Genomic DNA, 13,506 nt, shown 5'->3' with positions numbered 1-13,506 from the left:
CCAAGGACACCGTTGTGACCACTCCCGCCGAGAGCGACGGCACCGAGGCGAACGCATCCGGCGCGGCGACCCTCACCAAGAACGCGGCTTCGGGCGACGTTCTGCTGAAGGTGACCGGGCTGCAGAAGCACTTCCCGATCCGCAAGGGGCTGCTTCAGCGGCAGGTCGGTGCGGTGCGCGCGGTCGACGGCATCGATTTCGAGGTCAGGGCCGGTGAAACCCTCGGTGTCGTGGGCGAGTCGGGCTGCGGCAAGTCGACGATGGGCCGGTTGATCACGCGCCTGCTCGAACCCACCGCGGGAAAGGTCGAGTTCGAAGGCCAGGACATCACGCATCTCGGTGTCGGCGGCATGCGTCCGCTCCGCCGGGACGTGCAGATGATCTTTCAGGACCCGTACTCCTCGCTGAACCCGCGCCACACCATCGGCACGATCGTCGGCGCCCCCTTCAAGCTCCAGGGCGTCACGCCCGAGGGCGGCATCAAGAAGGAAGTGCAGCGGCTGCTCGAGGTCGTGGGCCTCAACCCCGAGCACTACAACCGCTACCCGCACGAGTTCTCCGGCGGTCAGCGCCAGCGCATCGGCATCGCCCGCGCGCTCGCGCTCAACCCGAAGCTGGTCGTGGCCGACGAACCGGTCTCCGCGCTCGACGTGTCGATCCAGGCCCAGGTCGTCAACCTGCTCGACGACCTCCAGCAGGAACTCGGTCTGACGTATGTGATCATCGCGCACGACCTGTCGGTCGTCCGGCACGTCTCGGACCGTATCGCGGTGATGTACCTCGGCAAGATCGTCGAGTTGGCCGACCGGGACCAGCTCTACCGGTCGCCGATGCACCCGTACACCAAGGCCCTGCTGTCGGCGGTGCCGATCCCGGACCCGCGGCGCAAGTCGGCCAAGAGCGAGCGCATCCTGCTCAAGGGCGACGTGCCGTCGCCCATCTCGCCGCCGAGCGGCTGCCGCTTCCACACCCGGTGCTGGAAGGCCACGGAGATCTGCAAGACGACCGAACCGGCGCTCGTCGAGCTGACGCCCGGCCAGCGGGTCGCCTGTCATCACCCGGAGAACTTCGAGGACCAGGCCCCGCAGGACACCGTGCTGCTCACCGCGGCGAAGGAAGCCGCGGAGCTCGTTCCGGGCGAGGTGCTGGAGGAGTCCGCACAGACGTCGGCGGCCGTGGCCGGGGCCTCTTCCGAAGGGGTTGCCTCCTCAGCCGAGAACGGCGACGCCACCGGCTCCACGGAAGCGGACGGACAGGGGGCGACGGAGCGGAAGGGGATCTGAGCTCTCGGCTCTCCATCCTGTCGCCGCGCCGCGACCACGACGACCGCAGGGCCGGCAGGTACTCCTGCCGGCCCTGCGGCGTTCAACGGGCTCCAGGCGGATCAGCCGCACCGTGACCCGCGATCCGGCTTTCGCCGACGGCGCGCCGAACCGCCGGGAACCCCGTCCGCTCTCCGTCACCGGTGGCCCCTCCCGGAGCCGGGGACGTGCCTCCGGGAGGAGGCGTTGTCCGGCCGCAGGGGAAGATGTCCGGGTGCTCCAGCAACTCTTCAGCCCGTCCGTCCAGCACACGCTCGACCTGATCGGCATCTTCGTCTTCGCGATCTCCGGCGCCCTGCTGGCCGTGCGCAAGAACTTCGACGTGTTCGGCATGGCCGTCCTCGCCGAGGTCACCGCGCTGGGCGGGGGGCTGTTCCGCGACCTGGTCATCGGGGCCGTACCGCCGGCCGCCTTCACGGACCTGGGGTACTTCCTCACCCCGCTGCTCGCCACCCTCCTCGTCTTCTTCCTGCACCCCGAGGTGGAGCGCATCCAGACCGCGGTGAACGTCTTCGACGCGGCCGGCCTCGGACTGTTCTGCGTCGCCGGCACGATCAAGGCGTACGAGTACGGGCTGGGCCTGACCGCGTCCGCCGGTCTGGGGCTGACCACCGCCGTGGGCGGTGGTGTGCTGCGCGACGTCCTCGCCAACGAGGTCCCCTCCCTGCTGCGCTGGGACCGCGACCTGTACGCGGTCCCGGCGATCGTCGGCTCCGCCCTGGCCGCCCTGTGCATCCGCTACGACGCCCTGAACCCCGTCACCAGCGGTGTCGCGGTGATCACCGCCTTCGTACTGCGCCTGCTCGCGATGCGGTACCACTGGCGAGCTCCGCGGGCGTGGCACCGGCGGTCGACGGTGAGCGAGGAGGAGCAGCCCGTCCTGCCGTGACCCGCCCGATGCCCATCTGCTGGGCCGGCCAGCGGAACACCGGGACCATCTGCGGCCGCCACAGCGCCATGTTGTGACCGCCCGCGCTCTTCGGGATGTACACGACGTGCACGGTCGTCGGGGCCTTCGCGGCCTGCCGCATGGCCACGGCGTCCTCGTGGCCGTCGTGCGGCCGACCGGAGAGGTACAGCGCGATCCGCGGCGGGACGGACGCCCTGCGCAGCATCAGGAGCGGATTGTTCTCGGAGCGCAGGGCGGGGCTCTGCGCGGTGAGCGAGTCGCGTTCGCCGCTCGGGTCGTTGTAGCCGGACATGCTGACGGCGGCCCGGTAGCGGTCGGGATGGGTGTGCCGGTAGGCCGGTTCGCCGTACTGCGCGGCAGTCAGACGTAGACCTCGGCGTTCACCCCCGACACCCGGCCCGCGAGCTTGGGGGAAGAATTGCCCGTGTCTCACCAAGGCGTGGCCCGGGACGGCGCGGCAGGTGTATGACCCAGGTCGCCAGTAGAAAGCTACCGCTTAGTAGTAAGATCTTGTACTGTTCAGCCATGCCAGAAGCAGCCACCGCCCCGGCCGCCCGGGCCACGATCGGCGACAGCGAGTTCGACCGCGACACCGCGCTCACCCGCCGCGCGCCGGGCGTCTACGACATCGACCTCTCCGCCGGCTGGACGATCATCAGCGCCGTCAACGGCGGCTACCTGCTGGCCGTCCTGGGCCGCGCCCTCGCGGACGCCCTGCCGCATGCCGACCCCTTCACGATCTCGGCGCACTACCTGACCGCGTCCCAGCCCGGCCCCGCGGTCGTCCGCACGGACGTCGTCCGCACCGGCCGCACCCTGTCGACCGGCCAGGCCTCCCTCTTCCAGTACGACGACGAGGGCCGCGAGGTCGAACGCATCCGGGTCCTCGCCTCCTACGGCGACCTGGACACCCTGCCCGACGACGTCCGCACCACGGCCCGGCCGCCCGCGATCCCGCCGCTGGAGCACTGCTTCGGCCCGGAGGACGGGCCCGCCCCCGTCGACGGCAGCTCGGCGATCACCGAGCGCCTGATGCTCAAGCTCGACCCGTCCACCCTCGGCTGGGCCCTCGGGCAGCCGTCCGGCAAGGGTGAGATGCGGGCCTGGTTCGGGCTCAAGGACGGGCGCGATCACGACCCGCTCTCCTTGCTGCTCGCGGTCGACGCCCTGCCGCCCACCGCCTTCGAGCTCGGCCTGAAGGGCTGGGTGCCGACCGTCGAGCTGACCGTGCACGTCCGGTGCCGCCCGGCGCCGGGCCCGCTGCGGGTGTCGATCACCACGCGCAACCTCGCCGGCGGCTTCCTCGAGGAGGACGCCGAGGTGTGGGACAGCGCGGACCGGCTGGTCGCGCAGTCCCGGCAGCTGGCGCGGGTCCGGCTGGGCTGAACTCCGCCTCGCCGACGGGAGGAGGACGCCGAGGTGTGGGGCAGCGCGGGCCGGCTGGTCGCGCAGTCCCGGCAGCTGGCGCGGGTCCGGCTGGGCTGAACTCCGCCTCGCCGACGGGAGGAGGATCGCCGAGGTGTGGGGCAGCGCGGACCGGCTGGTCGCGCAGTCCCGGCAGCTGGCGCGGGTCCGGCTGGCTGAACTCCGCCTCGCCGACAGGCAGATCACAGGGTGCTCCCAAGACAGGCCCAGACGGCGTTGGTTGAGTTCGCCGCCTCGGAACTCCCTTCCTCCTGTCTGGAGCTGTCTCTCATGAAGCGTGCGCGTCTCGTTCCCGCCGTGACCCTGCTGGTGCTGTCCCCTCTGGCTCTGGCGGCCTGCGGGTCTGGTGGCTCCTCGTCGTCCTCGAACAGCGGGGGCGGGTCGGGGCGACAGGCCTGCGTGGCGCCGTCGGGGGCGGCTTCGGGGGCTCCCTCCGGGGCGCCTGCCGGCGCCCCCTCGGGTGCCCCGTCGGGTGCCGCCTCCGCGGGCGCCAGGCCCTCGGGTACGCCGTCCGGGGCCCCTTCGGGGATGCCCGGCGGCGCGTCGGGAGGCGGCCAGGGCGGCCCCGGTGGGGGCCCCGGCGGCGGCTGCGGCGGCCCGGGTGGCGGCGGACAGGCCGCGGACGGGCAGGGCGAGAGTCCGCAGCCTCAGCAGTCGCAGAAGGCGGAAAAGGAGCAGTAGGCGCTCCGAGGCGGCACGGACGGGCCGGCCCGGGCCCACCCGGGCCGCGGCGGGGGCGACGCGTCCGGCGAACGGGCGCGCCGCCCCCGTGTGTCGTACGGGGTGTCAGTCCAGCCAGTGATGGCGGCCGAGGCCGATCAGCCGCATCTGGCGGGTCGCCAGCTGTGCGACCTGCCGGGTCCGGTCCGGGCGCTCCTCCTCCGGCCCTTCAAGGGCCTCCAGGAACAACGACGCCGTGCTCAGCATCTGGTCGACGTAGAGATGCGCGAGCATCAGCAGGTCGTCCTCACTCCAGCCCTCAGAGACCGGGTCCTTGGCCAGCTCGTCCTTGACCTCCTGGGCGAACCGGGCCAATTGGCTCCTTATCGCCTCCCGAACCGGCTGAACTCCGCCATGTCGTTCACGAGCGATGAAACGGACATGGGCCGGGTACCCGTCGACGTGACGGGCGATCAAGTCGATGGTGCGCACGACGCGTTCCTCGCGGTCGCCTGTCGTGGACACCGTCGTCCGAATCATCGGGTGCAGGCTGCCCAGCGCCTCCTCGACCAGGGCCACGCCCAGATCCGCGATGGAGCGGAAGTGGCGGTAGAAGGCGGTCGGGGCGACACCGACGGCGCGGGTGACCTCGCGCAGTCCCAGGCTGCTCAGGCTCTGTTCCTCCAGCAGTCCGAGGGCCGCGTCGAGGAGTGCCTGCCGGGTCTTCTGCTTCTGGGCCTGCCGGATGCCGAGGGTGTGACTCATACCATGCAGTTAACAACTGTTCTCTGGAATTGGAAAGTCATGGAAGGCGTTAGACTGGGAAGTCAGTGAACAAGTGTAACCACAAGCGTTCACCGAAACCCTGGGGGTTGTTTCCCGTGCTGTTCATCGTCGCCGCACTCCTGCTGCTGGGCGTCGTCCTGGGCACCGTGGCCCACGCACCGCTCACCTTCTCCGTCGCAGTCGGCGCCGTCATCGCCGTCTGGCTCGGCATCTTCGCGCTCCGCGAGCGCGGCCGCCGGCGCCACACGCAGGCCCACTGACACCGCCCACCACCCCTGCGATCCGACTTCGGGAGTCGTTCATCATGCAGCTCACCGCTCCGGCCTCGCGCCGCACCGGTATCCGCGACACCGACGGCATGGCCGTCGCGTCCTTCATCCTCGGCCTGCTCGGCCTGCTCGTGCTCAACCTCTTCCTCGGCCCCATCGCCATCGTGCTGGCGAGTGTCGCCCTGTGGCGCGGCACCGAGCGCCGCGGCCGCGCGTTGCTGGGTCTGGGCCTGGGCGTGGCCGACCTGCTGGTCCTCGCGGCCTTCATGGAGTTCGACAGCACGATCTCGTGGAGCTTCTGAGCCGCCGTCGGACAGCCGTCCGCCGGTACGCCGCGGCCGGGCCCGGGGACGACGGGCCGTCGCCGCGCCGGAAAGCGGTTCACGTTCGGCCAGCCTTGCTCTGAGGGCGGTCGAAGGGGAGCCGTAGAATCGGGCTCACCATGGCTTACCTCGACCACGCCGCGACCACCCCGATGCTCCCGGAGGCGGCAGAGGCGCTCACCGCCCAGCTGGGTGCCACCGGCAACGCGTCCTCCCTCCACGCGTCCGGCAGGCAGGCCCGCCGCACCGTCGAGGAGGCCCGCGAGACCCTCGCCGAAGCCCTCGGCGCCCGCCCCAGCGAGGTCGTCTTCACCTCGGGCGGCACGGAGGCCGACAACCTCGCCGTCAAGGGCCTCTACTGGTCACGCCGTGACGCCGACCCGGCGCGCACCCGCGTCCTCGCCAGCCCGGTCGAGCACCACGCGGTCCTCGACGCCGTGCACTGGCTCGGCGAACACGAAGGCGCCACCGTCGAGTACCTGCCGGTCGACCCCCACGGCCGCGTCCACCCCGACGCCCTGCGCGAGGCGATCGCCCGCAACCCCGAGGACGTGGCCCTCGCCACCGTCATGTGGGCGAACAACGAGATCGGGACGATCCTGCCCGTCCGGGAACTCGCCGACGCGGCAGCCGAGTTCGGGGTCCCGCTGCACTCGGACGCCGTCCAGGCCTTCGGCCAGATCCCCGTCGACTTCGCCGCTTCCGGCCTCGCCGCGATGACGGTCTCGGGCCACAAGATCGGCGGCCCGTACGGCATCGGCGCGCTGATCCTCGGCCGCGAACACACCCCCGTACCCGTTCTGCACGGCGGCGGTCAGGAGCGGCATGTGCGCTCCGGCACCCTCGACGTGCCCGCCGTCGCCTCCTTCGCCGTCGCCGGACGGCTCGCCGCCGAGCAGCGCGAGTGGTTCGCCCGCGAGATCGGCGCCCTGCGCGACAGCCTCGTCACCGCGGTCCGCTCGGCCGTGCCGGACGCGATCCTCGGCGGCGACCCGGACCCGCAGGGCCGCCTCCCGGCCAACGCGCACTTCACCTTCCCCGGCTGCGAGGGCGACTCCCTGCTGCTCCTGCTCGACGCCCAGGGCATCGAGTGCTCCACCGGATCCGCCTGCACCGCCGGCGTCGCCCAGCCCAGCCACGTGCTGCTCGCCACCGGCACCGACCCCGACCTGGCCCGCGGCACCCTGCGCTTCTCCCTCGGCCACACCTCCACCGAGGCCGACGTCGAGGCCCTGGCGAAGGCCATCGGCCCGGCGGTGGAACGGGCGAGGGCGGCGGGACTGACCTAGGACCTGTCGTTCGGATCAGGCCACAGGAGACTCACGGTACTGGTCGATGCAGGTGAGCGGGGTCTGGTGCGAGCGGCTGCAAGGCGAGGGAGGGCGTCGAGACGATGGGGCCTCTCCCGCGTGAGCGCGGCCGAGCGTGGGGGAGTCGGCAACCGACGACAACGCGGCAGATGCGCGTGCCGCGCGTCTGTGGCGTGATCCGAACGACAGGTCCCAGGACCCGGTGCCGGCAAGCCCCGGAGCTCAGGCCGGGCTCGTACGCGCCCGGCGGATCAGGCGCATGTACTTCTCCCAGTCCCAGTGCCGCCCCGGGTCCGTGTGGTCCGTGCCCGGGACCTCCACGTGGCCGATGATGTGCTCGCGGTCGACGGGTATGTCGTAGCGGGCGCAGATCCGGGCCGTGAGCCGGGCCGAGGCCTCGTACATCTCGTCCGTGAAGTCCTGCGGGCGGTCCACGAAACCCTCGTGCTCGATGCCGACACTGCGTTCGTTGTAGTCCCGGTTGCCCGCGTGGTACGCCACGTCCAGCTCGCGGATCATCTGCGCCACATGCCCGTCCTGCCGGACGATGTAGTGCGCGGCCGCCCTGTGCCCCGGGTCCTGGAAGGCCTTCACCGCGCTGTCGAAGCTGCCCTGCGTGACATGGACCACCACCATGTCTATGCCGTAGTCGTCGGGCCGGTCCGCACGGCGCCAGTTGGCGTCCGACGCCGCCACCCACCGCGCCCCCGCGTAGTCGACCTCGCCCTCCTTGCGCGGCTTCTCGACGCCCGGAGTCCGCCACCACAGGCGCGCCAACTCGTCCCGGGCGAGCACGGCGGAGCCCGCCGCGGCCACCGTGCCGCCGATCAGCAGCGCGCGGCGGCCGACCTTCCGGTCGCCGTCCCTCGAAGCCTTCCGCTGTCCCATGTGATCGTCAACGGATACCCGGCGGTCCTGGTTCCCGCGCCCCCGTACCCTGGAGGGGTTATGACTGAGACCCCGCAGCGCCCCCGTCCCCTCCGCGTCCTGGCCGCCATGTCCGGCGGAGTCGACTCCGCCGTCGCCGCCGCCCGCGCGGCCGAAGCGGGCCACGACGTGACCGGCGTCCACCTCGCGCTCTCCGCCAACCCCCAATCCTTCCGGACCGGCGCGCGGGGCTGCTGCACCATCGAGGATTCACGCGACGCCCGCCGCGCCGCGGACGTCATCGGCATCCCGTTCTACGTGTGGGACCTCGCCGACCGCTTCCGCGAGGACGTCGTCGAGGACTTCGTCGCCGAGTACGAGGCCGGGCGCACTCCCAACCCCTGCCTGCGCTGCAACGAGAAGATCAAGTTCGCCGCCCTCCTCGACAAGGCGCTCGCGCTGGGCTTCGACGCGGTCTGCACCGGCCACTACGCGCAGGTGATCGTGCGCGAGGACGGCACCCGCGAGCTGCACCGCGCCTCCGACGTGGCCAAGGACCAGTCCTACGTCCTCGGGGTGCTGGACGACCGGCAGCTCGCCCACGCGATGTTCCCGCTCGGCGACACCGTCACCACCAAGGACGAGATCCGCGCGGAGGCCGAGCGCAGGGGCCTGGCCGTGGCCAAGAAGCCCGACTCGCACGACATCTGCTTCATCGCCGACGGCGACACCCAGGGCTTCCTCGCGAACCGGCTCGGCCGCTCCGAGGGCGACATCGTCGACGAGTCCGGCACCAAGGTCGGCACGCACGAGGGCGCGTACGGCTTCACCATCGGCCAGCGCAAGGGCCTGCGCATCGGCACCCCGGCCCCCGACGGCAAACCGCGCTACGTTCTGGACATCTCGCCGGTCGACAACACGGTGACCGTCGGTCCGGCGTCCGCCCTGGACGTCAGCGCCCTCACCGCCGTCAGGCCCCGCTGGTGCGGCGCCGCCCCCGCCGGTCCCGGCACCTACACGGCCCAGCTGCGCGCCCACGGCGGCGAGACCGAGGTGACCGCCGAAGTCGTGGACGGCTCCCTGACGGTCACCTTCACCGAGCCCGTCCGCGGCGTCGCTCCAGGCCAGGCGATCGTGCTGTACGACGGCACGCGCGTGGTGGGCTCGGCGACCATCGCGTCGACGACCCGGGTGACGGCGGGCGTGGCCTGATCCGGCTCGCGGGGCCCGGGGGCGTGCTCCACGCGCGCGTGCCCCCGTGCCGCCCGTCTCAGTCCCGGCTGAAGAACTCCGTGAGCACCGGCGTCAGGACGTTCGGCTCGACCATGTGTGTCTGCCCCTGGAGCGTGCGGTAGGTGCCCTCGGGCACGGAGTCCGCGATCGCCCGGGCCGCCTCGCGCAGCCACTCGGGGCTCGCGTCGCCCGCCACCGCCAGGACGGGGACGCGGACCGAGCCCAGCCGCGAGCGGGGGACCGTGCCGTCGCCCATCACGGCGTCGTCGTAGGCGAGGCTCGGGGCCATCGCCTCCATCCCGGGCCACATGGGGGACCGGCGGGCGCCCTGGATCATGCCCTCGGCGAGACCCGTCAGCCGCAGGAACAGTTCGACCGCGTCCCCGCGCCGCCCCTCGCCGAGCGCCTCCGTCAGCCGCCCGGTGTACTCGGCGCGCTCCCTTGCGCCCTCCTCCGACATGGCGAACGGCGTCTCGTAGACGGCCACGCGCCGCACCGGCAGCCCGCTCGCCGCCGCCTCCAGTGCCAGGGCCCCGCCCGAGGAGATGCCGTACAGCAGCGCCTCGCCGCCCACCGCCTCGATCACCGCGGCCAGGTCCTCGATCTCACGCTCCACGGCGTAGGGCGCGGTGTCACCGCTGGCGCCGCGGCCCCGCCGGTCGTACACCACCGCCTGGAAACGCTCCGAGAGCGACACCGCCAGCGGCGCCAGAGTGCCGCCCGTCGACATCGCGCCGCTCACCAGGACGACCGCGGGGCCCCGTCCGGTGCTCTCGTAGGCGATGCGGGTGCCGTCGCGCGAAAGGATCTTCTTGTCCATGCTCATGCAGACTGCCGCACGGCGCGGTGTTCATCGGTGAAGCGGGCGGCGCGTCAGCCGATCAGAACACTTCCACTTCGTAGAAGCACAGGTGGTCCTTGATCTCGGCGACGTCCGGCTTGGGGTCCGGATACGCCCAGACGAGGTCCGCCGCGTCCGGCAGCGACCAGTAGGAAGCGGTGCCCTTGAACGGGCAGTACGTCTGTGTGCCGGACGGTGTCAGCAGGTCCAGGCGCACGTCCTCGGCCGGGATGTAGTAGCGCTCGGGGCAGCCCGTCTCGCGCAGCACCAGCGACCGGTCGCTCTCGGCCAGCACCCGCCCGTCGTGCACCACGCGCACGTGCCTGCCGCTGCGCTCGACGGTGATGCGATGCCCTCTGGGTCCTCTGGTCACGATCGCCCCTCCTCGGGTAGCCGGTTCCACCGGTACAGCGCAGGCTGAAGCGGAGTTCTTCCCTCGCCGCAGGAGGCCCCCATGCGTGCCACGCAACCGGCCGGAAACCGCTCCCGCCTGCTCCACCAGGTCCGGTACGCCGTGCGCCACCCGGAGCGCGTACCCGCGCACGCCCGGCGCGCGGTGCGGGACGCCTGGCTGCGGCTGCGTCACCCCGACCACATCGCGTACTACCGGGCCGTCATGGCCTCGGACGCGGCCCGCAGCACCGAGGCGGCGGTGGGGCACAACCCCTCGCGCGAACAGTGGGCGCGGATCGGCCGCATGCAGTTCGACTACCTGGTGGGCCACGGCCTCCGGCCGCACCACCGGATGCTGGAGATCGGCTGCGGCAACCTGCGCGCCGGGCGGCTGTTCATCGACCACCTCGACACCGGGCACTACTACGGCATCGACATCTCGCCGCACATCCTGCTCGCCGCCCAGGAGACCCTCGTGGCCGAGAAGCTCCAGCCCAAACTGCCCTACCTGGCGCTCGCCGGCGACCTCACCTTCGCCTTCCTGCCGGACGCCCACTTCGACGTCGTGCACGCGCACAGCGTCTTCTCGCACTCGCCGCTGCACGTCATCGAGGAGTGCTTCGCCCACGTCGGCCGGATCCTCGCACCCGGCGGGTTCTTCGACTTCACCTTCGACCGCACCGAGGGCGAGGAGCACCAAGTCCTGCACGAGGACTTCTACTACCGCACCCGCACCCTCACCGACCTCGCCGCGAAGCACGGCCTGGACGCCCGGTTCATGGACGACTGGGAGCGTCTGCCGCACCGGCAGTCCAAAATGCGGGTCACCGCCACGGGGGACCGGGCCCGTACGGTGGGTTCATGAACATCTGTGTCTTCCTGTCCGCCGCCGACCTCGACGAGCGCTACACCCGCCCGGCGCGGGAGTTCGCCACGCTGCTGGGCAAGGGCGGCCACACGCTCGTCTGGGGCGGCTCCGACGTCGGCCTCATGAAGGTGGTCGCCGACGGGGTGCAGGAGGCGGGCGGCCGGCTGGCCGGCGTCTCCGTGCAGTTCCTCGCGGCCAAGGCCCGCCCGGGCGTCGACGAGATGGTCGTCGCCAAGGACCTCGCCGAGCGCAAGAAGCTGCTCCTGGAGAGGGCCGACGCCGTGGTGATCATGGTCGGTGGCACGGGCACGCTCGACGAGGCGACCGAGATCCTGGAGCTGAAGAAGCACGGGCACACCGACAAGCCGGTGGTCCTGCTCAACACCGCGGGCTTCTACGACGGCCTGAAGGAGCAGTTCCGCCGCATGGACGCCGAGGGCTTCCTGCCCCGGCCGCTGACCGACCTGGTGTTCTTCGCCGAGGAGCCGGTCGGGGCGCTGGCGTACCTGGAGGAGAGCCGGGGCATCGAGTGACCCGGCTCTGATGCGAGCATGGCGGGCATGGCTACTCATGTGATCACCGGAGCCGGCTCCGGCATCGGCGCGGCCGTGGCCCGCCGCCTGCACGCGCGCGGGGACGAGCTCGTGCTGCACGCGCGCGACGCGGGCCGCGCCAAGGAGCTGGCGGCCGAGTTCCCCGGGGCGGGGACCCTGGTCGGAGACCTCGACGACCCGGACCGGCTCTCCTGGGCCTTCTCCCACCAGTCACTGCCGGACCGCGTGGACTCGCTGCTGCACATCGCCGGCGTCGTCGACCTCGGCCCGGTCGGCGAGCTCACCCCGAAGACCTGGCGCCACCAGCTCAACGTCAACCTGATCGCCCCCGCCGAGCTGACCCGCCACTTCCTGCCCCAACTGCGCGCCGCCCGCGGCCATGTCCTCTTCGTCAACTCCGGCGCCGGTCTCAACGCCCACGCCGGCTGGTCCGCGTACGCCGCCTCCAAGCACGGCCTGAAGGCCCTCGCCGACTCCCTGCGCCACGAGGAACACGGCAACGGGATCCGCGTCACCTCGGTCTACCCCGGCCGCACGGCCAGCCCCATGCAGGCCAAGGTCCACCAGCAGGAGGGCAAGGAGTACGACGCCTCGAGGTGGATCGACCCGGAGTCGGTCGCCACGACGATCGTCATGGCCCTGGACCTGCCGCGCGACGCGGAGGTCAACGATCTGACGGTGCGCCCGGGAGGCTGACCCAGGTGCAGGCGCTGCGTAGGCTTCTCCGGTGAGTGAAAACAGCCAGTTCAGGTTCGGCGCCGCCACCGGTGTGGGTTCCATGCCGGGCGGCGACGCCCGTGAGGCCGCCAAGACCGTCACCGGCACCTTCGAGGACTTCCCCTTCCTGCCCGAACTGCCCGCGCGGGGGCCCGGCGCGGACATGATCGGACGGACCGCCGGCCTGCTCGTCGAGCTGTACGCGCGCGTGGAGCCCAGCGGATGGCGGCTGGGGGACCGGCCGGGGCGCGACACCAAACGGGCTCGCTCCTGGCTCGGCGAGGACCTCGACGCTCTGGAGGAGTTCACGCAGGAGTACGAGGGGCCGCTGAAGGTGCAGGCCGTCGGCCCCTGGACCCTCGCGGCCGGTCTGGAGCTGCGCAACGGGGAGGCCGTCCTCTCCGACGCCGGTGCCTGCCGCGACCTCGCCGCCTCCCTCGCCGAGGGGCTGCGACTGCATCTCGACGAGGTGCGGCGGCGGATCCCGGGCGCGCAGCTCGTCCTCCAGCTCGACGAGCCGTCCCTCACCGCCGTCCTGCGCGGACAGGTGAGGACCGCCAGCGGCTACCGCACCCACCGGGCCGTCGACCGGCAGCTCGTCGAGCAGACGCTGCGCGACCTCGTCGGGGTGCACGGGCCGGGGCCGGTCGTGGTCCACTCCTGCGCCCCGGACGTGCCGTTCGCCCTGCTCCGTCGCGCCGGAGCGGCCGCCGTCTCCTTCGACTTCTCCCTGCTCACCGAGCGTGACGACGACGCGATCGGGGAGGCCGTGGAGGCCGGGACCCGGCTCTTCACCGGTGTCGTCCCGGGCACCGACGGTCCGTTGTCAGACCCTGCCGGTAGCGTCATGGGTGTCAGGACGCTGTGGCGCAGGCTGGGGCTGTCACCGGGGCTTCTCGCGGAGGCGGTCACGGTCACCCCGGCGTGCGGACTCGCGGGGGCCTCCCCGGGGTACGCGCGCACGGCTCTCGCGCACTGCGCCCGGGCGGCGAGATCCCTCGCGGACAACCCAGAGTAACGGGAGGACG

15 protein-coding genes and 1 pseudogene are annotated in these 13,506 nt (G+C 72.1%); 11 read left to right on the top strand and 5 right to left on the bottom strand.

All coding sequences use genetic code 11. The annotated features are described in order from the left end of the window. Nucleotides 1–14: 14 nt before the first annotated feature. On the top strand, nucleotides 15–1,283 hold the full coding sequence (locus ACZ7EG_RS30170; protein WP_471085601.1) for an ABC transporter ATP-binding protein: 1,269 nt from the start codon (nucleotides 15–17) through the stop codon (nucleotides 1,281–1,283). 253 nt (nucleotides 1,284–1,536) lie between these two features. Beyond that, complete coding sequence (locus ACZ7EG_RS30165) at nucleotides 1,537–2,211, top strand: trimeric intracellular cation channel family protein (protein ID WP_471085598.1); 675 nt, start codon at nucleotides 1,537–1,539, stop codon at nucleotides 2,209–2,211. Here the strand turns inward: ACZ7EG_RS30165 and ACZ7EG_RS30160 are convergent. Further along, a pseudogene (locus ACZ7EG_RS30160) lies at nucleotides 2,102–2,554 on the bottom strand (alpha/beta hydrolase); the annotation flags it as partial. The gene ACZ7EG_RS30165 and the pseudogene ACZ7EG_RS30160 overlap by 110 nt on opposite strands. Before the next feature lie 203 nt (nucleotides 2,555–2,757). On the opposite strand from ACZ7EG_RS30160, the gene ACZ7EG_RS30155 reads away from it, so the two are divergent. Next, nucleotides 2,758–3,618 carry a thioesterase family protein gene (locus tag ACZ7EG_RS30155; RefSeq protein ID WP_352096807.1) on the top strand — a complete coding sequence of 287 codons (861 nt, stop codon included), beginning with the start codon at nucleotides 2,758–2,760 and terminating at the stop codon, nucleotides 3,616–3,618. Between the two features lie 825 nt (nucleotides 3,619–4,443). On the opposite strand, the gene ACZ7EG_RS30150 is transcribed toward ACZ7EG_RS30155, so the two are convergent. Further along, entirely contained in the window at nucleotides 4,444–5,082 is a 639-nt protein-coding gene (locus tag ACZ7EG_RS30150) for a TetR family transcriptional regulator (RefSeq protein WP_471085594.1), read from the bottom strand. Between the two features lie 116 nt (nucleotides 5,083–5,198). On the opposite strand from ACZ7EG_RS30150, the gene ACZ7EG_RS30145 reads away from it, so the two are divergent. The 3 genes from ACZ7EG_RS30145 to ACZ7EG_RS30135 all read left to right on the top strand — a co-directional run bounded on the left by ACZ7EG_RS30145 (nucleotide 5,199) and on the right by ACZ7EG_RS30135 (nucleotide 6,984). Next, on the top strand, nucleotides 5,199–5,363 hold the full coding sequence (locus ACZ7EG_RS30145) for a hypothetical protein (RefSeq protein ID WP_031103608.1): 165 nt from the start codon (nucleotides 5,199–5,201) through the stop codon (nucleotides 5,361–5,363). Nucleotides 5,364–5,407: 44 nt separating this feature from the next. Then, a complete protein-coding gene (locus tag ACZ7EG_RS30140) occupies nucleotides 5,408–5,674 on the top strand; it encodes a hypothetical protein (protein WP_031103607.1) in 267 nt (88 codons plus the stop codon). A gap of 140 nt (nucleotides 5,675–5,814) precedes the next feature. Then, nucleotides 5,815–6,984 carry a cysteine desulfurase family protein gene (locus tag ACZ7EG_RS30135; RefSeq protein ID WP_471085591.1) on the top strand — a complete coding sequence of 390 codons (1,170 nt, stop codon included), beginning with the start codon at nucleotides 5,815–5,817 and terminating at the stop codon, nucleotides 6,982–6,984. 243 nt (nucleotides 6,985–7,227) lie between these two features. Here the strand turns inward: ACZ7EG_RS30135 and ACZ7EG_RS30130 are convergent, their stop codons facing one another. After that, on the bottom strand, nucleotides 7,228–7,893 hold the full coding sequence (locus tag ACZ7EG_RS30130; protein ID WP_471085588.1) for an N-acetylmuramoyl-L-alanine amidase: 666 nt from the start codon (nucleotides 7,891–7,893) through the stop codon (nucleotides 7,228–7,230). 60 nt (nucleotides 7,894–7,953) lie between these two features. Here ACZ7EG_RS30130 and mnmA point away from each other — a divergent pair, with 60 nt between their 5' ends. Beyond that, nucleotides 7,954–9,084: a tRNA 2-thiouridine(34) synthase MnmA gene (gene mnmA, locus ACZ7EG_RS30125; RefSeq protein ID WP_471085585.1), complete on the top strand. Its 1,131-nt coding sequence runs from the start codon at nucleotides 7,954–7,956 to the stop codon at nucleotides 9,082–9,084. A gap of 58 nt (nucleotides 9,085–9,142) precedes the next feature. On the opposite strand, the gene ACZ7EG_RS30120 is transcribed toward mnmA, so the two are convergent. Together ACZ7EG_RS30120 and ACZ7EG_RS30115 are read right to left on the bottom strand one after the other, a co-directional pair. Continuing rightward, a complete protein-coding gene (locus tag ACZ7EG_RS30120) occupies nucleotides 9,143–9,925 on the bottom strand; it encodes an alpha/beta fold hydrolase (RefSeq protein ID WP_471085582.1) in 783 nt (260 codons plus the stop codon). Between the two features lie 61 nt (nucleotides 9,926–9,986). Then, the gene (locus tag ACZ7EG_RS30115) at nucleotides 9,987–10,319 is read right to left on the bottom strand and encodes a DUF427 domain-containing protein (protein WP_471085576.1); all 333 of its coding nucleotides are present in this window, start codon (nucleotides 10,317–10,319) and stop codon (nucleotides 9,987–9,989) included. An 81-nt stretch (nucleotides 10,320–10,400) separates the two neighbouring features. On the opposite strand from ACZ7EG_RS30115, the gene ACZ7EG_RS30110 reads away from it, so the two are divergent. From ACZ7EG_RS30110 to ACZ7EG_RS30095, 4 genes are read left to right on the top strand one after another with little or no spacing between them, the layout of a single operon-like run. Continuing rightward, on the top strand, nucleotides 10,401–11,204 hold the full coding sequence (locus ACZ7EG_RS30110; RefSeq protein WP_471085573.1) for a class I SAM-dependent methyltransferase: 804 nt from the start codon (nucleotides 10,401–10,403) through the stop codon (nucleotides 11,202–11,204). Beyond that, entirely contained in the window at nucleotides 11,201–11,740 is a 540-nt protein-coding gene (locus ACZ7EG_RS30105; RefSeq protein WP_033313276.1) for an LOG family protein, read from the top strand. Before ACZ7EG_RS30110 ends, ACZ7EG_RS30105 begins: the two co-directional genes overlap by 4 nt. A gap of 18 nt (nucleotides 11,741–11,758) precedes the next feature. Beyond that, complete coding sequence (locus ACZ7EG_RS30100) at nucleotides 11,759–12,457, top strand: SDR family oxidoreductase (protein WP_471085570.1); 699 nt, start codon at nucleotides 11,759–11,761, stop codon at nucleotides 12,455–12,457. 31 nt (nucleotides 12,458–12,488) lie between these two features. Next, nucleotides 12,489–13,496 (top strand): methionine synthase, encoded by a 1,008-nt coding sequence (locus ACZ7EG_RS30095; RefSeq protein WP_471085567.1) that lies wholly within the window; start codon nucleotides 12,489–12,491, stop codon nucleotides 13,494–13,496. Nucleotides 13,497–13,506: the final 10 nt, after the last annotated feature.

The organism is Streptomyces sp. NPDC037100 (genome assembly GCF_055606225.1).
The sequence above is the reverse complement of the archived record's forward strand: the minus strand, read 5'-3'. Positions and strand labels throughout refer to the sequence as shown.

Bases quoted from the DNA above. Each gene is read 5' to 3' on its own strand.
- ACZ7EG_RS30135 (WP_471085591.1), top strand. From the start codon at position 5,815: ATGGCTTACCTCGACCACGCCGCGACCACCCCGATGCTCCCGGAGGCG.
- ACZ7EG_RS30150 (WP_471085594.1), bottom strand. From the start codon at position 5,082: ATGAGTCACACCCTCGGCATCCGGCAGGCCCAGAAGCAGAAGACCCGG.
- ACZ7EG_RS30100 (WP_471085570.1), top strand. From the start codon at position 11,759: ATGGCGGGCATGGCTACTCATGTGATCACCGGAGCCGGCTCCGGCATC.
- ACZ7EG_RS30110 (WP_471085573.1), top strand. From the start codon at position 10,401: ATGCGTGCCACGCAACCGGCCGGAAACCGCTCCCGCCTGCTCCACCAG.
- mnmA (WP_471085585.1), top strand. From the start codon at position 7,954: ATGACTGAGACCCCGCAGCGCCCCCGTCCCCTCCGCGTCCTGGCCGCC.
- ACZ7EG_RS30130 (WP_471085588.1), bottom strand. From the start codon at position 7,893: ATGGGACAGCGGAAGGCTTCGAGGGACGGCGACCGGAAGGTCGGCCGC.
- ACZ7EG_RS30140 (WP_031103607.1), top strand. From the start codon at position 5,408: ATGCAGCTCACCGCTCCGGCCTCGCGCCGCACCGGTATCCGCGACACC.
- ACZ7EG_RS30105 (WP_033313276.1), top strand. From the start codon at position 11,201: ATGAACATCTGTGTCTTCCTGTCCGCCGCCGACCTCGACGAGCGCTAC.
- ACZ7EG_RS30120 (WP_471085582.1), bottom strand. From the start codon at position 9,925: ATGGACAAGAAGATCCTTTCGCGCGACGGCACCCGCATCGCCTACGAG.
- ACZ7EG_RS30155 (WP_352096807.1), top strand. From the start codon at position 2,758: ATGCCAGAAGCAGCCACCGCCCCGGCCGCCCGGGCCACGATCGGCGAC.